The 16,090-nt window shown below is 72.7% G+C and carries 15 protein-coding genes and 1 riboswitch; of the genes, 1 reads left to right on the top strand and 14 read right to left on the bottom strand.

Going from position 1 to position 16,090, the window contains the following annotated elements:
* Positions 1 to 57: 57 nt before the first annotated feature.
* The 12 genes from VT52_RS06945 to nicT all read right to left on the bottom strand — a co-directional run bounded on the left by VT52_RS06945 (position 58) and on the right by nicT (position 11,986).
* The gene (locus VT52_RS06945) at positions 58 to 1,641 is read right to left on the bottom strand and encodes a long-chain-fatty-acid--CoA ligase (RefSeq protein ID WP_046420210.1); all 1,584 of its coding nucleotides are present in this window, start codon (positions 1,639 to 1,641) and stop codon (positions 58 to 60) included.
* A gap of 25 nt (positions 1,642 to 1,666) precedes the next feature.
* The gene (gene scoD / locus VT52_RS06940; RefSeq protein WP_079174884.1) at positions 1,667 to 2,215 is read right to left on the bottom strand and encodes a (2E)-enoyl-ACP glycyltransferase; all 549 of its coding nucleotides are present in this window, start codon (positions 2,213 to 2,215) and stop codon (positions 1,667 to 1,669) included.
* A complete protein-coding gene (gene scoE, locus VT52_RS06935; protein ID WP_046420213.1) occupies positions 2,212 to 3,102 on the bottom strand; it encodes a (3R)-3-[(carboxymethyl)amino]fatty acid oxygenase/decarboxylase in 891 nt (296 codons plus the stop codon). The genes scoD and scoE overlap by 4 nt, the downstream gene beginning before the upstream one ends.
* Before the next feature lie 123 nt (positions 3,103 to 3,225).
* Complete coding sequence (locus VT52_RS06930) at positions 3,226 to 3,381, bottom strand: hypothetical protein (protein ID WP_240509665.1); 156 nt, start codon at positions 3,379 to 3,381, stop codon at positions 3,226 to 3,228.
* A 52-nt stretch (positions 3,382 to 3,433) separates the two neighbouring features.
* Complete coding sequence (locus VT52_RS06925) at positions 3,434 to 4,807, bottom strand: MFS transporter (protein WP_046420216.1); 1,374 nt, start codon at positions 4,805 to 4,807, stop codon at positions 3,434 to 3,436.
* Positions 4,808 to 4,888: 81 nt separating this feature from the next.
* Positions 4,889 to 5,644: an aspartyl/asparaginyl beta-hydroxylase domain-containing protein gene (locus VT52_RS06920; protein ID WP_046420218.1), complete on the bottom strand. Its 756-nt coding sequence runs from the start codon at positions 5,642 to 5,644 to the stop codon at positions 4,889 to 4,891.
* Between the two features lie 270 nt (positions 5,645 to 5,914).
* On the bottom strand, positions 5,915 to 6,517 hold the full coding sequence (locus VT52_RS06915; RefSeq protein WP_046420220.1) for a sigma-70 family RNA polymerase sigma factor: 603 nt from the start codon (positions 6,515 to 6,517) through the stop codon (positions 5,915 to 5,917).
* Positions 6,518 to 6,761: 244 nt separating this feature from the next.
* Positions 6,762 to 7,496: a hypothetical protein gene (locus tag VT52_RS06910; RefSeq protein WP_046420222.1), complete on the bottom strand. Its 735-nt coding sequence runs from the start codon at positions 7,494 to 7,496 to the stop codon at positions 6,762 to 6,764.
* Between the two features lie 134 nt (positions 7,497 to 7,630).
* Positions 7,631 to 8,155, bottom strand: coding sequence for a copper chaperone PCu(A)C (locus tag VT52_RS06905; protein ID WP_338059179.1), 525 nt, complete (start codon positions 8,153 to 8,155; stop codon positions 7,631 to 7,633).
* A 20-nt stretch (positions 8,156 to 8,175) separates the two neighbouring features.
* Entirely contained in the window at positions 8,176 to 10,467 is a 2,292-nt protein-coding gene (locus VT52_RS06900) for a heavy metal translocating P-type ATPase (RefSeq protein ID WP_046420227.1), read from the bottom strand.
* Positions 10,464 to 10,706, bottom strand: a complete 243-nt coding sequence (locus tag VT52_RS06895) for a hypothetical protein (protein WP_046420229.1) — start codon at positions 10,704 to 10,706, stop codon at positions 10,464 to 10,466. The genes VT52_RS06900 and VT52_RS06895 overlap by 4 nt, the downstream gene beginning before the upstream one ends.
* Before the next feature lie 188 nt (positions 10,707 to 10,894).
* Positions 10,895 to 11,986, bottom strand: coding sequence for a Nickel transporter NicT (gene nicT / locus VT52_RS06890; protein WP_046420231.1), 1,092 nt, complete (start codon positions 11,984 to 11,986; stop codon positions 10,895 to 10,897).
* A gap of 28 nt (positions 11,987 to 12,014) precedes the next feature.
* Positions 12,015 to 12,217: riboswitch (cobalamin riboswitch) on the bottom strand.
* A gap of 288 nt (positions 12,218 to 12,505) precedes the next feature.
* On the opposite strand from nicT, the gene VT52_RS06885 reads away from it, so the two are divergent.
* Entirely contained in the window at positions 12,506 to 13,648 is a 1,143-nt protein-coding gene (locus VT52_RS06885; protein ID WP_240509664.1) for a ferritin-like domain-containing protein, read from the top strand.
* Positions 13,649 to 13,769: 121 nt separating this feature from the next.
* On the opposite strand, the gene VT52_RS06880 is transcribed toward VT52_RS06885, so the two are convergent.
* Both VT52_RS06880 and VT52_RS06875 read right to left on the bottom strand, forming a co-directional pair.
* Positions 13,770 to 14,849, bottom strand: a complete 1,080-nt coding sequence (locus VT52_RS06880) for a TFIIB-type zinc ribbon-containing protein (protein ID WP_046420233.1) — start codon at positions 14,847 to 14,849, stop codon at positions 13,770 to 13,772.
* A gap of 47 nt (positions 14,850 to 14,896) precedes the next feature.
* Complete coding sequence (locus tag VT52_RS06875; protein ID WP_240509663.1) at positions 14,897 to 16,027, bottom strand: SPFH domain-containing protein; 1,131 nt, start codon at positions 16,025 to 16,027, stop codon at positions 14,897 to 14,899.
* Between the last annotated feature and the right edge of the window lie 63 nt (positions 16,028 to 16,090).

Below are 16,090 nucleotides of genomic sequence, written 5' to 3'. Positions count from 1 at the left end.
GGTGCGGCGACGGCTCGCGGCGCGCCGCGCCGGGGGCGAACGGTCCGGGCCGGGGCATCAGTTGACCTGGCGGGCGGAGTCGCGCCAGTAGCGGTCGCGCAGCTCGCGGCGGAGGATCTTGCCGCTCGGGTTGCGCGGCAGGTGGTCCGTGAACTCGTAGTCCGCGGGCAGTTTGAACGCGGCCAGCCGCGGCACGAGGAAGGTGTGCAGGTCCCGGCGGCTGGGCCGCGCACCGGCCGCCGGGACCACGAAGGCGTGGACCCGCTCTCCCCACCGCTCGTCGGGGACCCCGATCACGACCGCCTCCCCCACCGCGGGGTGGCGTTCCAGCACGTTCTCGATCTCGGCGGGGTAGACGTTCTCGCCGGCGACCAGGATGGCGTCCTTGATGCGGTCGTGGATGAAGACGTGACCGTCCTCATCGAGGTAGCCGGCGTCACCGGTGTGGATCCAGCCGTCGACGAGCGTCCGGGCGGTTCTTTCGGGCAGGCCCCAGTACTCGACCATCCGGGCGGGGGTGCGCAGGCAGACCTCGCCCACGGCACCCGGCGGCAGTTCGCGGCCCCGGCCGTCGATCGTCTTGACCCGCACCCCGGGGTAGGGGCGCCCGGCGGCCCGCATGAGGGGGCTGCCGGGGACATGGGCGGCCGGGGGCAGACAGACGGCGGTGTTCCCGGTCTCCGTCAGGCCGTAGATCTGGGCGAACTCGCAGTCGAGGACGGCGAGGCTCTGCTCCAGCAGCGCCTCGGAGACAGGGGATCCGCCGTACACCGTCTTGCGCAGGGTGGTGAAGTCCCGGGGCCCGACGCCGGGTTCGGTGAGCATCATGCGCAGCATGGCCGGGACCACGCAGGCGGTGGTGATGCCGAGGTCGCGGATGAGGTCCACGGCCTGCCGGGCGGCGAAGGCGCGCAGGGCGACGATCGTCGCACCGGCGTTGAGGTTCTGGGTGGCCCACCACAGGCCGCCGACGTGGAAGCCGGGGATGCCGATCAGCGCGATGTCGCCCTGCCGCCAGTCGATCCAGTCCAGTCCCCGGCTCGCCAGCGCGTCGCGGATCGCGAAGAAGCTGCGGTGGGCGAGTACGACTCCCTTGGGCAGGCCGGTGGTGCCGCTGGTGTAGAGCTGGGCGACCGGCGTGTCGGGCGTGGCCTCGAACTCCGTCTCGCCGTCGGGGTGTCCGGCGCGCCAGGCGGTGATCGAGCCCACCGGGACGACGGTCTCCGGGGGCCGGGTGGGCATGGCCGCGACGATCGGGGCGAACTCGTCCTCCAGGAACAGCAGTCGGGTGCCGGAGTCCTGGAGGATGTGGCTCACCTCGGGGGCGGCGAGCCGCCAGTTGACCGGGACCAGCACGGCGCCGGTCTTGGCGCAGGCGAAGAGCGCCTCGTAGTAGTGCTCGGACTCCTTTCCCAGGTAGGCGACCCGGTCGCCCTCGCCGAGGCCCGCGGCCCGCAGGGCGTGCGCCATGCGGTTGCTGACGCGGTGCAGTTCGCCGTACGTCAGGGTGCGGCCCTCGCAGATCACCGCGACGGCCGCCGGCCGGCGGGCGGCGTGGAAGCGGGTGGTGTGGACCAGGGTGGTCGGTTCGGGACGGCGGGGCCTCGCGCCCTGGGGCTGCGGCACCGTGGACGTGTCCATGTGCGGTCTCCCTTCGGTGGTCGGGTCAGGGGACGTTGACGAACGCGAGGGTCACCTCGCCGTCGCACCGGCCGCCGTGGGCGTCCTGGTAGCGGAACGCGGTCGGAGCGTGGAGGAAGGGGCCGGCCGTGGCGGAGGCGCGCCGGGTCACGGAGCGGAACTCCATCTCCCCGGTGAACCGGCGAGGGTCGACGGGCCGCCGGAAGTTCGCCGTGAAGCGGGCGATGAGGATGTCCGGGAGCTGGTGGCGCCAGAAGTCGTCGAGGGTCCAGTCCTCGAACCCGGTCAGCAGCCGCTCCTGCACGGACTTGGCGACCAGGTAGTACATCATCTGGTTGTAGGCGATGTTGACCTCGACCGAGTTCAGATGGCCGGTGTCGTCGATGTAGCAGGACTCCGGGATCGCGAAGGCGCAGCGGGCGCGGGAGAGTCCGCCGGACGCCGTGACCTCCGCGGACCTCAGGTACTCGCAGTGCTCCTTGTAGGGCGCCAGGACACGGGCCAGCAGTTCCCCGTCGGTGGCGTACGACCGGGGCGGCGAGGCGGCGGCACGGCCGGCGGCGGGCGCGCTCACGCGACCCGCATCCCGTCGTACAGCTTCCGTTCGTCGTGGACGGTGACCCGGTACGAGACCGTGGGTTCCGGGGTGGTGGTGTGGCGGGCCCGGTGGATGAGGCTGCGGTTGTCCCAGACCAGCAGGTCGCCCTTCTCGAAGCTCTGCAGGTGGATGCCCTCGTGCCCGAAGGTGTCGTCGAGCTGGCCGGTGGCCTCGAAGAGGCGCTCCAGCAGTTCCCCGTCGAGCGGTTCGCCGTCCCCGCCCTCGATTCCGACGGTGAAGCCCTCGCTGAGGTAGAGGACCGTCTCCCCGGTCATCGGATGGGTGAAGGTGGTGGGCTGGACCACCGGCGGGGTCTTCGTCTCGACCTCCTCGATGATCTCGGAGATCGGCCGGTAGACGTCCTGCGGCCGGATCTTGAAGTACTTCCGCACGGAGTGCCGGCAGCGCGTTCCGGCGATGGCCGCTCTCAGCTCCTCGGGCAGCCGCTCGTAGGCCCTGCCCATGTCGATGAAGTAGGTGCCGCGGTTCTTCTCGGGGACGACCTGCGGGTGGATCAGGGTGATGCCGAAGGGGTCGGGCATGAACTGGTAGTCGGCGTGCCAGAACCTGCCCGTCTTCGGCACTCCTATCCGCCTGCCGTTCTCCGGGACGTCGGAGGAGACGAACACCTCCGGGACGTCCGGGTGCTCGTACATCGGCTCGTAGTACGTCTCGGGGCGGCCCAGGCGCTTGCCGAGGGCGAGGAACTGCTCGGGGGTGAGGTCCTGGCCCTTCAGAACGGCGATCTTCCTCGTGTAGACGGATTTCTTCAGGTCCTGGACGTCGGCTTCGGAGGCCGTGGTGTGGTCGAAGTCCTCGACGGTGACGCCGAGTGCGGCACCGGGCTGGTCCTTGATCTGCATGGCTGCCGTTCCTTTCCGGGGATGCGGTCGGGGTGGTGCGGGGTCAGACGGTGGTTCCGCGACGGGAGTCGACGAGTTCGGCGATCTCGCCGAGGGTGCGGCCGGGTTCGAGTTCGTCCTCGCCTACGTGACGCCCGGGTCCCGTGCGATGCGGATGCCGGTCCCGGCCGTGGTCGGGGAGTCGACGTCCAGTGCGCCGAGAGCGGCGTCGGGACGGATGAGGTCGGCGGGTACGTCGTGCAGGCCGACGACGGCGACGAGCCGGTCGTAGGTGGTCACGGGGTGGTCCGTTCCGGTCGAGGATGGGAGAGCGGGGGGCGGGTCGAGCCGGCTACGCGGCGGAGGCGCGGCCGGTGCGCAGGGCAAGGGTGAGCGGCGCACCGCAGCAGAGGGCGGCCGCGACGGCGAAGACGGCGACCCGTATGCCGGTGAGCGGGTTCGCCTCCGGCGGGCCCTGACCGGCGCCCGAGGACAGGGCGACCAGCAGGGCGAGGCCGATCGCGCCGCCCACCTGGAGGGCGGTGGAGGCCATTGCGGAGGCCACTCCCTGGTCCTCGGCGGCCACTCCGGAGGCGGCGGCGATCCACATGCCGGTCCAGGCGGCGCCCTGCCCGAGCCCGAGCAGCACGATGCCGGGCAGCAGCAGGGAGTACGGCCCGTGCTCGGTGAGCGCGAGCCCGAGCACGACGGCTCCGCCCGCGCCCAGCGCCAGGCCGCCGGCCAGCACGCGCCCCGGCCCCAGTCGGGCGACGGCCAGTTCACCGGCCTTGGTGCCCAGGGCGGTCACCACGGCCGGGACGAGGAACGCGAGGCCGGTCGTGAACGCGTCGTAGCCGCGGACGGTCTGGAAGTAGAGGGTCATGAAGTACGGCAGTGAGCTGAAGGTGGCGCTGTAGAGCGCGGTGAGGGCCATCACGCCGAGCAGTCCTCGGTGGGCGAACAGCCGCGCCGGCACCAGGGGGTCGCGCGCACGGGTCTCCACGACGGCGAAGACGGCCAGCAGGGTGACCGCGAGGGCGGCGCCGAGCAGCGCGGACCGGTCGTCCCAGCCCGCCTCGGGGGCTCGCACCAGCGAGAACACCAGGAGCGTGATGCCTGCGGTGCCGGCCAGGGCGCCCGTCACGTCGTACCGGCGCGGGCGGCTGCGCGGGGCGTCGGCCGGGAAGAGCGCCCGTCCCGCCCACGCCAGCGCCGCCGCCACGGGCACGTTGACGAAGAAGACCGACCGCCAGCCGAACGCCTCGACGAGCACACCGCCCAGCAGGGAACCGAAGCAGAGACCGCCGGCCCCCGCGGCGCCCCATACCGCCAGGGCCCGGTTACGGGCGGGGCCCTCCGCGTAGAGGGTGTTGATCAGGGCGAGGGTCGCCGGGAACAGCAGCGATCCGCCGACGCCCTGCGCCGCGCGGACGGCGACGAGGCCGCCCGCCGACCCGGACAGGCCGCCCACCAGCGAGGACCCCGCGTACACGAGCGCCGCGGCGACGAAGGTCCGGCGCCGACCCAGCAGATCGGCCGTCCGGCCGCCCAGCAGCAGGAAGCCGCCGGTGGTCACGACGTAGGCGCTCACCACCCACTGGAGGCCGTGCGAGGAGAAGCCGAGGCCGTCGCCTATGCCGGGAAGGGCGACGTAGACGATGTTGTAGTCGAGCGCGATGACCAGTTGGGCCAGCGCCAGGACGGGAAGGGAGAGCCGGGCCCGCACCGGTCGACAACCTCCTCACTCATCGATGGGGAACGGTAGGGAATCTCGGCCGGATCGTCGTTCGCCGCGAACGCCGGCCCTTCAGCCGTCGTCCAGGCGACGCCTGACCTCGTCGATGAGCGCGGTGAGCGCCTGCCGCTCCGCGACGGTCGTCTCCGGATGCCAGAGGTCCACGAGCAGGCAGGTCCGCGGCCTGTCGCCGTCGTTGCGCGCCGCGTGCTCGAAGGAGTAGTCGAAGAGCAGGCACTCCCCTTCCGTCCAGGAACGGGTCTCGCCCGCCACCGTGAGGGTGCAGCCATCCGGAATGTCCACGGCGAGATGCAGATTGATGCTGAAGTTCCACAGGTCGCAGTGCGGGGCTATGACCGCGCCCGGCAGCAGGGTGGAGAAGTGGGATTCCAGGAGGGGGCATATCCTCTCCGCCTCCACGGCGAACTCGTCCAGCACCTTGTACGCCGTGGGCGCGAGGCCCGCCGCCTCCTCGGCCAGTGCGCCGCCCCGGTACAGATGGAGGGCCTGCCAGTCCTCCTGGCGGATCAGGTAGTGCTCGTAGTCCGAGAACGCCTCCGGGCGGCCCTCCCAGGCGGCGGCCAGCTCCTCCTTGATCAGCGGATGGGCGGCTTCCAGCGCCTCGACGAGCGGGGTCAGTCCGGGATGGCCGCGCGGTTCGTGCCAGGGCGTGGGCGACAGTCCCGGAAGGATCCACTTGGCGCCCCGCTGGAGCGGGTGCCGCGCGCCCCCGCCTCCGGGCCGGAGCATGCGTTCCACACGTCCGACGGAGTCCGCGCCGTGCTCGCTCCTGATCGCCGCGAAGGCGTTCTCTGTCTCGGGTGTCATGCGGGCCCCTCCTGGTCACTGCCGTCGCGGCCGGCCGTCGGGCCGGTGCCGTCGCGGTAGGAGTCGGGGCGAAGGGCCGGGGAGTTCCCGCGAAACCCTGGCAATTACTCTGTACGGCACCGGAGTTGACCTCCCGTCCGCTTGCGGCCGGCTCCCGCACCACAGTGGTCGCGCGTCACCGCCGTGGAGTTCCCGGCGGCACGGTCCCCGGCCGGGGACCGTGCCGCCGCACACGCGGTCGAGAACGTCGGACCTCGGCAGGGCCCGGCGTCAGCCGGCCAGGGCGCTCGCCGCCTCGGCCTCCCGCAGCACCCGTTCGAGTCCCGCGCGGGCGCGGGACACCCGGGAGCGGACCGTGCCGACGGGGCAGCCCGCGAATCCGGCCGCCTCCTCGTACGACAGCCCGACGACCTGGGTCAGCAGGAACGCCTCCCGGCGTTCGTCGGGCAGGGTCTCCAGGAGGTCGAGCAGGGCGATGCCGTCGTCGAAGCCCGGCAGGCCGCGCGGCTGGGCGCCCTCCACCGCCGTCCGCCAGTCGACGGTGTCCGCGATCCGGGGGCGGACCGCGGCGCGGCGCAGGCTGTCGGCGACCGCGCGGCGCGCGATCGAGAGCAGCCAGGTACGGGCCGAGGCCCGGCCTTCGTAGCGGTGCAGGCTGCCGAACGCGCGCGCGAAGGTGTCCTGGGTCAGATCGTGGGCGAGCTGCGGATCGCCGCTGAGGTAGGTGACGTAGCGCAGTACGTCGGCGTGCAGGGCGCGGACGAAGTGGTCGGCCGCGTCGGGGTCTCCGCCGCGGGCGGCCAGCGCCCAGGCGGTCGCCGTCGCGTCCGCGGAGGCACGGTCCGCCCGCGGAGCGGGCATGACAGAGATCATCGTGTGATGTCCTTCTCGGGTCTTCCGGGGCCGGCCCGTGCGGGGGCACGGCTCACCGGGGCATGGGGTGCGCCCGTACGCGGAGGTAGGGCGATTCCCGGAGCCCGTGGGGAACGGTCCCGCCCGTGGGGAACGGTCCGTTCACGGCCACCCGCCGGTGTGCCCGGCGCAGAGGTCAGGGCACACCCGCGCGCGAGAACACCGCGGGACGAGTGGACGAGGGGCTCCGGTGGATCCGGCTGTCTCAGCGGACAGCGGCACCCACGGGCGGCCCCCGGAAGGTGAGGGAACAGCACAGGAGCAGACGTACCGGGGCCGGAGCGTCGACGGCGCGGCGCCTGTGCACGCTGGGGCGGCGGTACGGCGTGGGCAGGGCCCCGAGCAGTCGCAGCGGGGCCGCCAGCCAGGTCGCCGTCGCGCGCAGGACGCGGAAGACGGCCCGCTCACCGTAGGCGAGCCACAGCCCGCACAGGACGGCGGCCAGGAAGTGCGCGGCGAACATGCCGGCCGAGGCCGTACTGCTCATGCCGGTCATGTCATGCATATGACCGAACCCGGCCATGCCGTGGACCGGGTGGTCGGCGGACCCCATGTCCGTCCCGCCCATGGAGCCCGCGTGCATCGCGCCCATGGAGCCCATCGACCCCATGTGCGTCGAGCCCATGCGCATGGCGCTCATGCCCGGGGACGGACCGGCGTGCGGCGTCGGCCCGGGGCCGGACGCCCACGACTGCGCCAGCGAGAAGGTCTCGTGGAGCACCATCTGGGCGGCGGTCACGACCGCGACGATCGACGTGCGGCCGCGCTCCCGCCCGGCCATCAGCCAGCCCGCCGCGCCGGTCCCGACCGCCCCGGCGACCACGGCCCACCAGGGCACGGGAGTTCCCGACATGGTCGCGTGACCGAGGGCGGCGAGCACCACGCAGGCCGCGGCGAACACGCCGGCCCGCACCGCACGGCACCACCCTGGGACATTCATAGCCCGCTCATCCTCGCACCCGGGGTCCGGTCACCGTCAGGGGGTGGGCAGGAACCCCCGCCCTCCGGCCCACCGACGATCAGGAGACACAACTCACAGCAGACGCAGGGGAACCCGGAGAACACGAGGAACGACTACTGCGGCGACACCGTACCCGGCCGCACCACCACGGCCAGGACCCTGACCGGGCCGCTGCGCCGGAACTCCAGGGTGAACGGCACGAGATCACCCGAACGCCACGCCTTCGAGGGCACCGGCACCGTCAGATCGACGCCGACCGGCGACATGGCGAGGCGTTCGCCCGCCGCCACGGATACGGAGTCGATCTCGGACCGGTAGGCCATGTCGCCCCGCTCCATACGGTGCTGGGAGAGCGTGACGTCGCCGGGCACGTCACGCGCGGTGATCCGGACGAGTGTGTCGGCGGAGCCGCCCTCGTTGGCGATCCGGAAGAACGCCGCGGTCTCCGGGACCCCGACGGACGGCAGCAGGACCCGCCCCTCCGTGACCCGGACACGCGTCGGACTGCCGGCCCGGCCCGCGCCGGCCCAGGCGGTCAGCCCGGCCAGCGCCGCACAGCAGGCCACGACGGGCGCCAGGACGGACAGCGCGGCGTCCCTCACCCGCCGCCGGCCGAGGCCCCTCAAAGCCAGAACCAAGTGCGTGGTCCTCACGCGCCTCATCGCGCACCCGCCTTCCCGCCGCGCCTCCCGGCCGCCAGGCCGCGGGCCGCGGACGGCTGCCGGCCCCGCAGCCGGAGGCTGTTCGCGACCACGAGCACGGAGCTCGCCGACATCGCCGCGGCCGCCACCATGGGGTCGAGCAGGCCGACCATGGCCAGCGGCACGGTGACCACGTTGTAGCCGAACGCCCAGGCCAGGTTGGCCCGGATCGTGCCCAGGGTGCGCCGGGCCAGCCGGACCGCGTCGACGAGGGCCTCGATGTCCCCGCGGACGAGGGTCAGGTCGGCGGCGCCGATGGCCACGTCGGCGCCGCCGCCCATGGCGATGCCCAGGTCGGCGCCGGCGAGCGCGGCGGCGTCGTTCACCCCGTCGCCCACCACCGCGACCCGGGCGCCCCCGTTCCTCAGTTCGCGCACGAGGGCGGCCTTGCCCTCCGGGGTGCAGCGGGCGTGCACCTCGTCGATGCCGAGCGCGGCGGCGACGGCCTCGGCGGACGCCCTCCGGTCGCCGGTGGCCAGCACCGGGCGGATGCCGAGCCGGCGCAGCCGGTCCACGGCCCGGTAGCTGCCGGGGCGCAGTACGTCGCCGACGGCGACCAGCGCCTCGGCACGTCCGTCGACCCGTACCAGAACCGGTGTGTGCGCGGCCTCCTCCGCCGCGGCCAGCGCCCCGGCCAGCTCGCGCGGCAGCCTGCCCTCCGGCGCGCCCGCCTCGACCACCAGACCGTCCACCCGGCCGCGGACCCCGTGCCCGACAACCGCGGCGAAGTCCGTCACGTCCGGCAACGGGCCGGCGTCGCCCGTGCGGCGCGCGTACGCGGTGACCGCCCGCCCGATCGGGTGCTCGGAGCCCTGCTCCACGGCCCCGGCCAGTCGGACCACCGCCTCCCGCCCGAGCGCGCCCGGCAGTGCGGTGACGCCGGCCACCGTCATGTGACCGGTGGTCAGGGTGCCGGTCTTGTCCAGGACGACGGTGTCCACGTGCTGGAGGGCCTCCAGCGTCCGCGGCCCCCGCACCAGCACGCCCAGTTGCGCCCCGCGCCCGGTGGCGGCCGTCAGGGCGGTCGGTGTCGCCAGCCCCAGCGCGCACGGGCAGGCGACGACGAGTACGGCCACACAGGCGGTGAGGGCCGCCTGCGGATCGGCTCCGGCACCCAGCCAGAATCCGAGGACGGTCACCGCGAGGGCGAGGACGACGGGTACGAACACCCCGGCGACCGCGTCGGCCGGCCGCTGCGCCCGCGCCTTGCCGGTCTGGGCCTCGGTGACGAGAGCGGTGATCCGCGCCAGCCGGGTGTCCGCGCCGACAGCCGTGGCCTCGACCAGCAGCAGTCCGCCGGCGTTGACGGCGCCCCCGACCAGAGCGGAGCCGGGGCCCACCTCCACGGGTTCGCTCTCACCGGTGACCAGGGACAGGTCCACGGCGGAGGTGCCCCGCGTCACCCGTCCGTCGGTGGCGACCCGCTCCCCCGGCCGCACCACGAAGGTCTGCCCCACGCGCAGCCGTTCGACCGGGATCGACCGCTCCCCGAGCTCGTCACGTACCGAGACGTTCTCGACCGCCGGTCCGGCCAGCGACCGCAGCGCCGCCCCGGTCCCGCGCCGGGCCCGCCCCTCCAGGAACCGTCCGGTCAGCACGAACAGCGGGACGCTCACGGCCGCTTCCAGGTACAGGTGCGCCATGCCGTCCGACGCGGAGGGCAGGAGGCTGAACGACATCCGCATCCCGGGCTCGCCCGCGCCGCCCAGGAACAGCGCGTACGCCGACCACGAGAACGACGCCACGATCCCCAGCGAGACCAGGGTGTCCATCGTGGCCGTGGAGTGGCGCAGCCCGCGCAACGCCCTGATGTGGAAGGGCCAGGCGCTCCACACGGCCACCGGGGCGGCCAGCACGAAGCACAGCCACTGCCAGTCGCGGAACTGCAGGGCCGGCACCATCGAGAGCACCAGCACCGGTACGGCCAGCAGGGCGGTGACCGTGATCCGTTCCCGCTCGCGCCGGGACTCGGCGTCGTCCTCGTCCGCCGCGCCAAAGTCCTCCTCGTCCTCGCTCACCGGCAGCGCGGCCCGGTAGCCGGCCTGTCCGACCGCGGCGACGAGGCTCTCGGGCGCGACATCGGCCGGGTGGCTGACCCGGGCGAGCCCCGTGGCCAGGTTGACCGTGGCGGTGACGCCTGCCAGCTTGCCGAGCTTCCTCTCCACCCGCCGGACGCAGGCCGCGCAGGTCATCCCGCCCACGGTGATGTCGGTGACGACGAGTTCCGCCGCCGGTTCGAGCGCGGTCATCCACCGCTCCCGTGGCTCATCCCGGGCATGTCGTCCATGCCGCCACCGCCCCCACCGCCGTGCCCGGGTCCTCCGCCGCCGTGCATGCCGGGCGCGACCGGACCCGCCGCCGACCCGACGGCGTAGGACACCGAGAACAGCAGCACCAGCAGGAGCAGGAACGCGCAGAGCGCGGGAGGCGGCAGCAGCCTGCCGCGGGTCGTACCGGTCGAGCCGGGTGACAACGGAATATCGGCCATGCCCGACCTTCCTGGCCGCTTCGGACCGTCGTGCGAGAGATGGCACTGGAAGCCGTACCGTCGCAGTAGTCGGGCCGGCGGAGCGTCGAGTTCCGGGACTCGACCGTGACGTACGCCATAGCGGCCGGCACCGTCGGCTTCACCGGCACCGCCGGCGGACCGCGGAGGTCCTCGAAGCGGCCGGGGTGTCAGCCGCCCCCGCCGAGCCGGCCCGCCCACCTCTGCTCCACCCTGGCCAGCCGCCAGTAGGCCAGCGCCGCCGCCCACACGACCACGAACAGGCCGACGATGACGTACCCCACGTTGTCCAGGTCCAGCCCGGCGATCCAGCCGGTCACCGCGTCACTCAGGTCGAGCTTCTCGTGCAGCACCCCGACCAGTTCGATGGTGCCGATCAGGAAGGCGACCGCGATGGACAGGCCGGTGATGGTGAGGTTGTAGAACACCTTGCGCACCGGGTTGGAGAACGCCCACTGGTAGGCGAAGTTCATGAAGGTGCCGTCGAGGGTGTCGAACAGGCTCATCCCCGCCGCGAACAGCAGCGGCAGGCACAGGATCGCGTACCACGGAAGCCCGGCCGCCGCACCGCTGCCCGCCATCACCATCAGGGTGACCTCGGTCGCGGTGTCGAAGCCCAGCCCGAACAGGAAGCCCAGCGGGAACATCTGGCCGGGGCGGGTGATCGACCTGGTGAAGCGGCCGAGGAACCGGTTCATGAACCCCCGGGAGTCCAGGTGCTGTTCCAGCGCGGCCTCGTCGTACGTACCCGCTCGCATCGCCCGGAAGACTCGCAGGATGCCGGTGAGCGCCACGAGGTTGAGAGCCGCGATGAGGTAGAGGAAGGTCCCGGAGACGGTGGTGCCGACGACGCCGAGTGCCTGGTGGGTGCGGGAGCCGTCGTCGAGCAGGATGCCGGCGAGCTGCGCGCCGCCCGCGACCAGGGCCGCCATGACGACCACCACACTGGAGTGGCCGAGCGCGAACCAGAAGCCGACCGACACCGGCCGCTTGCCGTCGGCCATCAGCTTGCGGGTGGTGTTGTCGATCGCGGCGATGTGATCGGCGTCGAACGCGTGCCGCATGCCCAGGGTGTACGCGGTCACCCCGAGGCCGATCCCGAACGCCTTGGAACCGATCTCGTAGTGGCCGGGCACGACCAGCAGGAACAGGACGCCGAACGCGGCGACGTGCAGGGCGGCGATCACCGCCAGCAGCCCTGCGGTACGGACGGTGTCCTCGCGCCGCCAGTGAAAACGGGTGGACTCTGCGGGCAGGGTCATAGGGTCACGCTCCAGCACCTCGTGGATCAGTTCGTGAAGTGCCGTGGCCGGTCTCCTGGCTTACGGGTGCGCGCGTGTCCGTCCCGGCCTTCCCGTCCGCCGGGCGGCGGACAGTGACCGTGCACAACTGGGACGAACACTCCCCGATCACAGTGGCGAGGGCCGCTCCGGTCTGAGCCCCGCGAAGGGCTTTCACCGGTCTTCCCGAACACCACGGCCCGCCCACCGTAGAGCTGACCACCCGTTTCCGCACAACCGCGCGGTCGTTCAGGTATCCAAGATCACACATCGGGCGATCCGGCCGGGACGCACCCGGGAGCCCGGTCGCCCCGGCCCGCGGGTGGTGTGCCGATCCCCATGCAGTCGTCGCCGGCCGCCACTCGGTTCCCGGTCCTGGACCGATGGCGTGAGAAGCCGCGCCGGGCACCGCCGACTCCGCGGAGAGAGCGGACGGGGCTGCTAGCTTCGCGCACCTGGGTCGAGGCGATGCCGGGAGCACCGGCGGATACGGAGGCGGCGGTGACGAAGACGACCGGATTTCCCGAGGAGTCGGCCGGATTTCCTGTTCGGCGTCGTAGCCTCCTGGCGTCGGCCGCGCTGGCGGCGGGCACACCCGCCTCGGTGGCCGCGTGCACTCCCGGCCGCAGACGTGCGAAGCCCGAACGGCACGCCCCGACGCGGCGCGGGGTGGTGGCCCGGCTGGTCGCCGTCCCCGAGAAGCACCGCGGTGTCGACTGGCTCAGATCGGCCCTTCAGGCGGCCGTGGAGATCGAGTTCTCCACCATCCCGCCCTACCTCTGCGGCTGGTGGTCCATCAGGAACCGCAAGTGTGACGCCGCCCGGCTGATCCGGCGCATCGTCTCCGACGAGATGTACCACCTGGGCATCGTCTGCAATCTGCTGGTCGGGCTGGGGGGACGGCCCCGGATCAAGGGGTCGGCGCCGGTCTACCCGGGCCCGTTGCCCGGCGGCGTGCATCCAGGGGTGGACGTGTACCTGTCGGGCTTGACCAAGGCGCTCGTCCGGGACGTGATGATGGCCATCGAGGCGCCCGCGGCACCGCTGACCGACAGCGCGCGTGACCCCCTCAGCATCGGCCACTTCTACGACGAACTGCTCAAGGCGTTCCAGGCGGTGGCACCGGAACTCTCCGTCGACCGGCAGATGCACGAACGCATCGGCGAGGACACCCTCAGACCCGTCAGAACGCTCGAGGACGTCGAGCGCTCGATCGAGATCATCAAGGACCAGGGCGAAGGCACCTCGGTCTCCCCCGCCGACGACCTGGGGGACGGGCACATGGCGCACTACTACGCCTTCGCCGAGGTCTACCACGGGCGGCAGTTGCGGGAGACCGACGGCAAGTGGCAGTTCACCGGAGCGCCGGTCCCCTTCCCCGACACGCGGCCCATGTCCGTCGTCCCGGCGGGCGGCTGGGCCCGGCCGCCCGCCGGGGCCCGGCGGCTCCTGGACGACTTCGACAGCACCTACACGACGGTTCTGGAAGCGCTCGAAACGGCGTGGGGAGAAGGCGACCACCACAGCCTGACGACCGCCGTGCGTCGTATGCGCAGGCTGGAGACTCCCGCCGTGGAGCTGATGGAGATCCCCGTCACCGGCGCCGAGAAGACCTACGGCCCCCAGTTCCGTCCCCGCGGGTGATACCAGCCGACCGGTTCTCCGCCACCGCGGCGCCGTCGGTGTCTGCGGCTACGACTGCGGCTGCGGTACTCGCCGTCGCGCCGGGGCCCGCTCCCGGGCCCCGGCGCCCGCGCACGCCGCCTCAGTGGCGCAGCATCACCACGAGCAGCACCACCAGCGCGATCAGCAGCGCGCCGCCCACCGCCGCAAGGGTGATCTTCGCGGCGCTGTACGGCCGTTCGCCGATGACCTCGCCGGTGCGGGCGTTGACCATGACCGGCCACGCCCTGCCGGCGTGGAGGTAGGTCAGGAACCAGACGGGCAGCAGCACCAGCTTGTAGGTCAGGCCGCTGTAGGCGGTGGACATCGAGTGCACCCGCTGCTCGTCGCCGCCGATGTCCCGCTTGCAGTCGGCCCGGATCACCGGTGCCATCCGGGCCTTCGCCGACTCCAGGCCGGTCTCCGGCTCGACGTCGAACCGGACGGTACGGAAGCCGGCCAGGTACTCCTCCTGGTAGGGAACCGTCTCCTCCAGCGGCCAGGGCGCGAGCTTGTCCAGTTCCTTCTCCGGCACCTGGCTGCTGCCGGGCACCAGCACATCGTCGAAGAACCGGTCGACGGTCCCGGAGGCGTGGTGCCAGCGGGTGTGCCGCACCTGCCGGGTGTTGCCCTCGGAGTCCTCCTCCTCCACCCAGTAGTGCTCGCCGCGCTCGCCGGAGTACTCGGTGACGGTCTGCGCGTCGTACGTCCAGTGCGGCAGGTAGCTGCCCCGGAAGGTCTCGGCCTCGGTGACCTTCTTCAGCTCGTCGGGCGCGAACCAGCGGGACTTCGTCCACTTGGCCAGCGCGTCCCGGGCCTGCTCGCGGCTCACCCCGAAGGGCAGTACCGCCTCGGGTACCACGCGCTCGGTGCCGGAGGCGTCCGCGACCAGCGGGGTGGCGCAGAACTGGCACTTGTCGCTGAGGGTGTCGCTCTCGGTCACCGCGTGGCAGCCGGGGCAGGTGTACACCTTCACCCGGCTCGGCGCGGATACCTGCCGCAGCGCAGCCAGTTCCTCGATGGGGTGCTCGGTGACCTGCCGCGGTACCGGCGTGATGTCCTGCTCGTGCTTGCAGTACGGGCAGCGCAGCGCATAGGTGCCGGGCGCGTACTCGCTCACTCCGCCGCACGCCTCGCACTGGAACGCCCGGTCGGGCGCCGGCGCGACGTCCTGATCCGTCAACTCACTACTCCTTGTGGCCTGTTGCCTGAGGCTGCGGACGGCGGATCTCAGCCCTGCGGGGGCAGCGGCGGCGGGACGTCGGCGAGCAGCGACGCCAACTCCGGTACCTGGTCGGCGGGTTGCCAGGCGGCCTGCCCGCTGCGCCAGACCAGCGTGGTGCGGTTCAGGTTGCCCGCCGCGACCTGCCCGGCCAGCGCGCTCTCGTCGTAGGGGCCCTGCTGCCGTCCGGCGACCGCGAGGAACCAGCGCGGCGCGGTGGGCAGCGGCGGCGGGACGTCCGCGGCGGGGGCGGGCCGCGGCGGTTCCGGTGTCGCCGCGGCCGAGGAAGCCGCCGTGCCGGACATGCTCTGTACGACGCGCTGGCCCAGCGCCATGCCCACGCCCAGCCCGAGGGCGTCACCGCCGGTGCCGGGGTTGGCGGCGGCGAGCGGGATCGCGTCGGCCGCCTGGAGCTTGGCGTAGTCGTCCAGGTTGCCGGTGATGGCCATCCGGGAACGGGTGTCGATCGCCGCCTCGATCTCCGGCGGGACGCTGATGTTCTCGATGTAGAACCGCGGGATGGCGATGCCGGTGGAGGTCAGTTCCTGGGTCAGCGCGTCGGCCAGCTGCCGCCCGATGCCGTCCTGCCGGGCGGCGAGGTCCAGCAGCGGCACGCCGGACGAGCCCAGCGCGGAACCCAGCTTGGAGACGATCAGCTGCCGCAGGTGCTCGCCGACCTCCTCGGTGCGGAACTGCGGGTCGGTGCCGACCAGTTCGCGCAGCAGCGCGGCGGCGTCCACCACCTTCGCCGCGAAGGTGCCGAAGGCACGGACCCGGACCATGCCGAACTCGGCGTCGCGCAGGATCACCGGGTTCTGGGTGCCCCACTTGAAGTCGGTGAACTGCCGGGTGGTGACGAAGTAGACCTCGGCCTTGAACGGCGACTCGAAGCCGTACTTCCAGCCCTTCAGCGTGGACAGGACCGGCATGTTCTGGGTCGAGAGGGTGTACGTGCCGGGCTGGTAGACGTCGGCCAGCCGGCCCTCGTTGACGAAGACGGCCACCTGCGACTCGCGCACCACGAGCCGCGCGCCCATCTTGATCTCGTTGCCGTGGCGCGGAAAGCGCCACACGATGGTGTCCCGGCCGTCGTCGGTCCACTCGATGATGTCGATGAACTCACCGCGGATACGGTCCATCAGCCCCACGACAACCCCCCACTCCTCGCGTTTCCGGAAGCCCCGCTCCCCGGCCGGTCCCGG

The organism is Streptomyces malaysiense (assembly GCF_000980885.2).
GTDB lineage: Bacteria > Actinomycetota > Actinomycetes > Streptomycetales > Streptomycetaceae > Streptomyces > Streptomyces malaysiense.
Note: the sequence above shows the minus strand (reverse complement) of the source record. Positions and strands in the feature narration are given on the sequence as shown.

Bases quoted from the DNA above. Each gene is read 5' to 3' on its own strand.
- nicT (WP_046420231.1), bottom strand. From the start codon at position 11,986: ATGACCCTGCCCGCAGAGTCCACCCGTTTTCACTGGCGGCGCGAGGAC.
- VT52_RS06920 (WP_046420218.1), bottom strand. From the start codon at position 5,644: ATGACACCCGAGACAGAGAACGCCTTCGCGGCGATCAGGAGCGAGCAC.
- VT52_RS06915 (WP_046420220.1), bottom strand. From the start codon at position 6,517: ATGATCTCTGTCATGCCCGCTCCGCGGGCGGACCGTGCCTCCGCGGAC.
- VT52_RS06895 (WP_046420229.1), bottom strand. From the start codon at position 10,706: ATGGCCGATATTCCGTTGTCACCCGGCTCGACCGGTACGACCCGCGGC.
- scoE (WP_046420213.1), bottom strand. From the start codon at position 3,102: ATGCAGATCAAGGACCAGCCCGGTGCCGCACTCGGCGTCACCGTCGAG.
- VT52_RS06910 (WP_046420222.1), bottom strand. From the start codon at position 7,496: ATGAATGTCCCAGGGTGGTGCCGTGCGGTGCGGGCCGGCGTGTTCGCC.
- VT52_RS06945 (WP_046420210.1), bottom strand. From the start codon at position 1,641: ATGGACACGTCCACGGTGCCGCAGCCCCAGGGCGCGAGGCCCCGCCGT.
- VT52_RS06900 (WP_046420227.1), bottom strand. From the start codon at position 10,467: ATGACCGCGCTCGAACCGGCGGCGGAACTCGTCGTCACCGACATCACC.
- VT52_RS06875 (WP_240509663.1), bottom strand. From the start codon at position 16,027: ATGGACCGTATCCGCGGTGAGTTCATCGACATCATCGAGTGGACCGAC.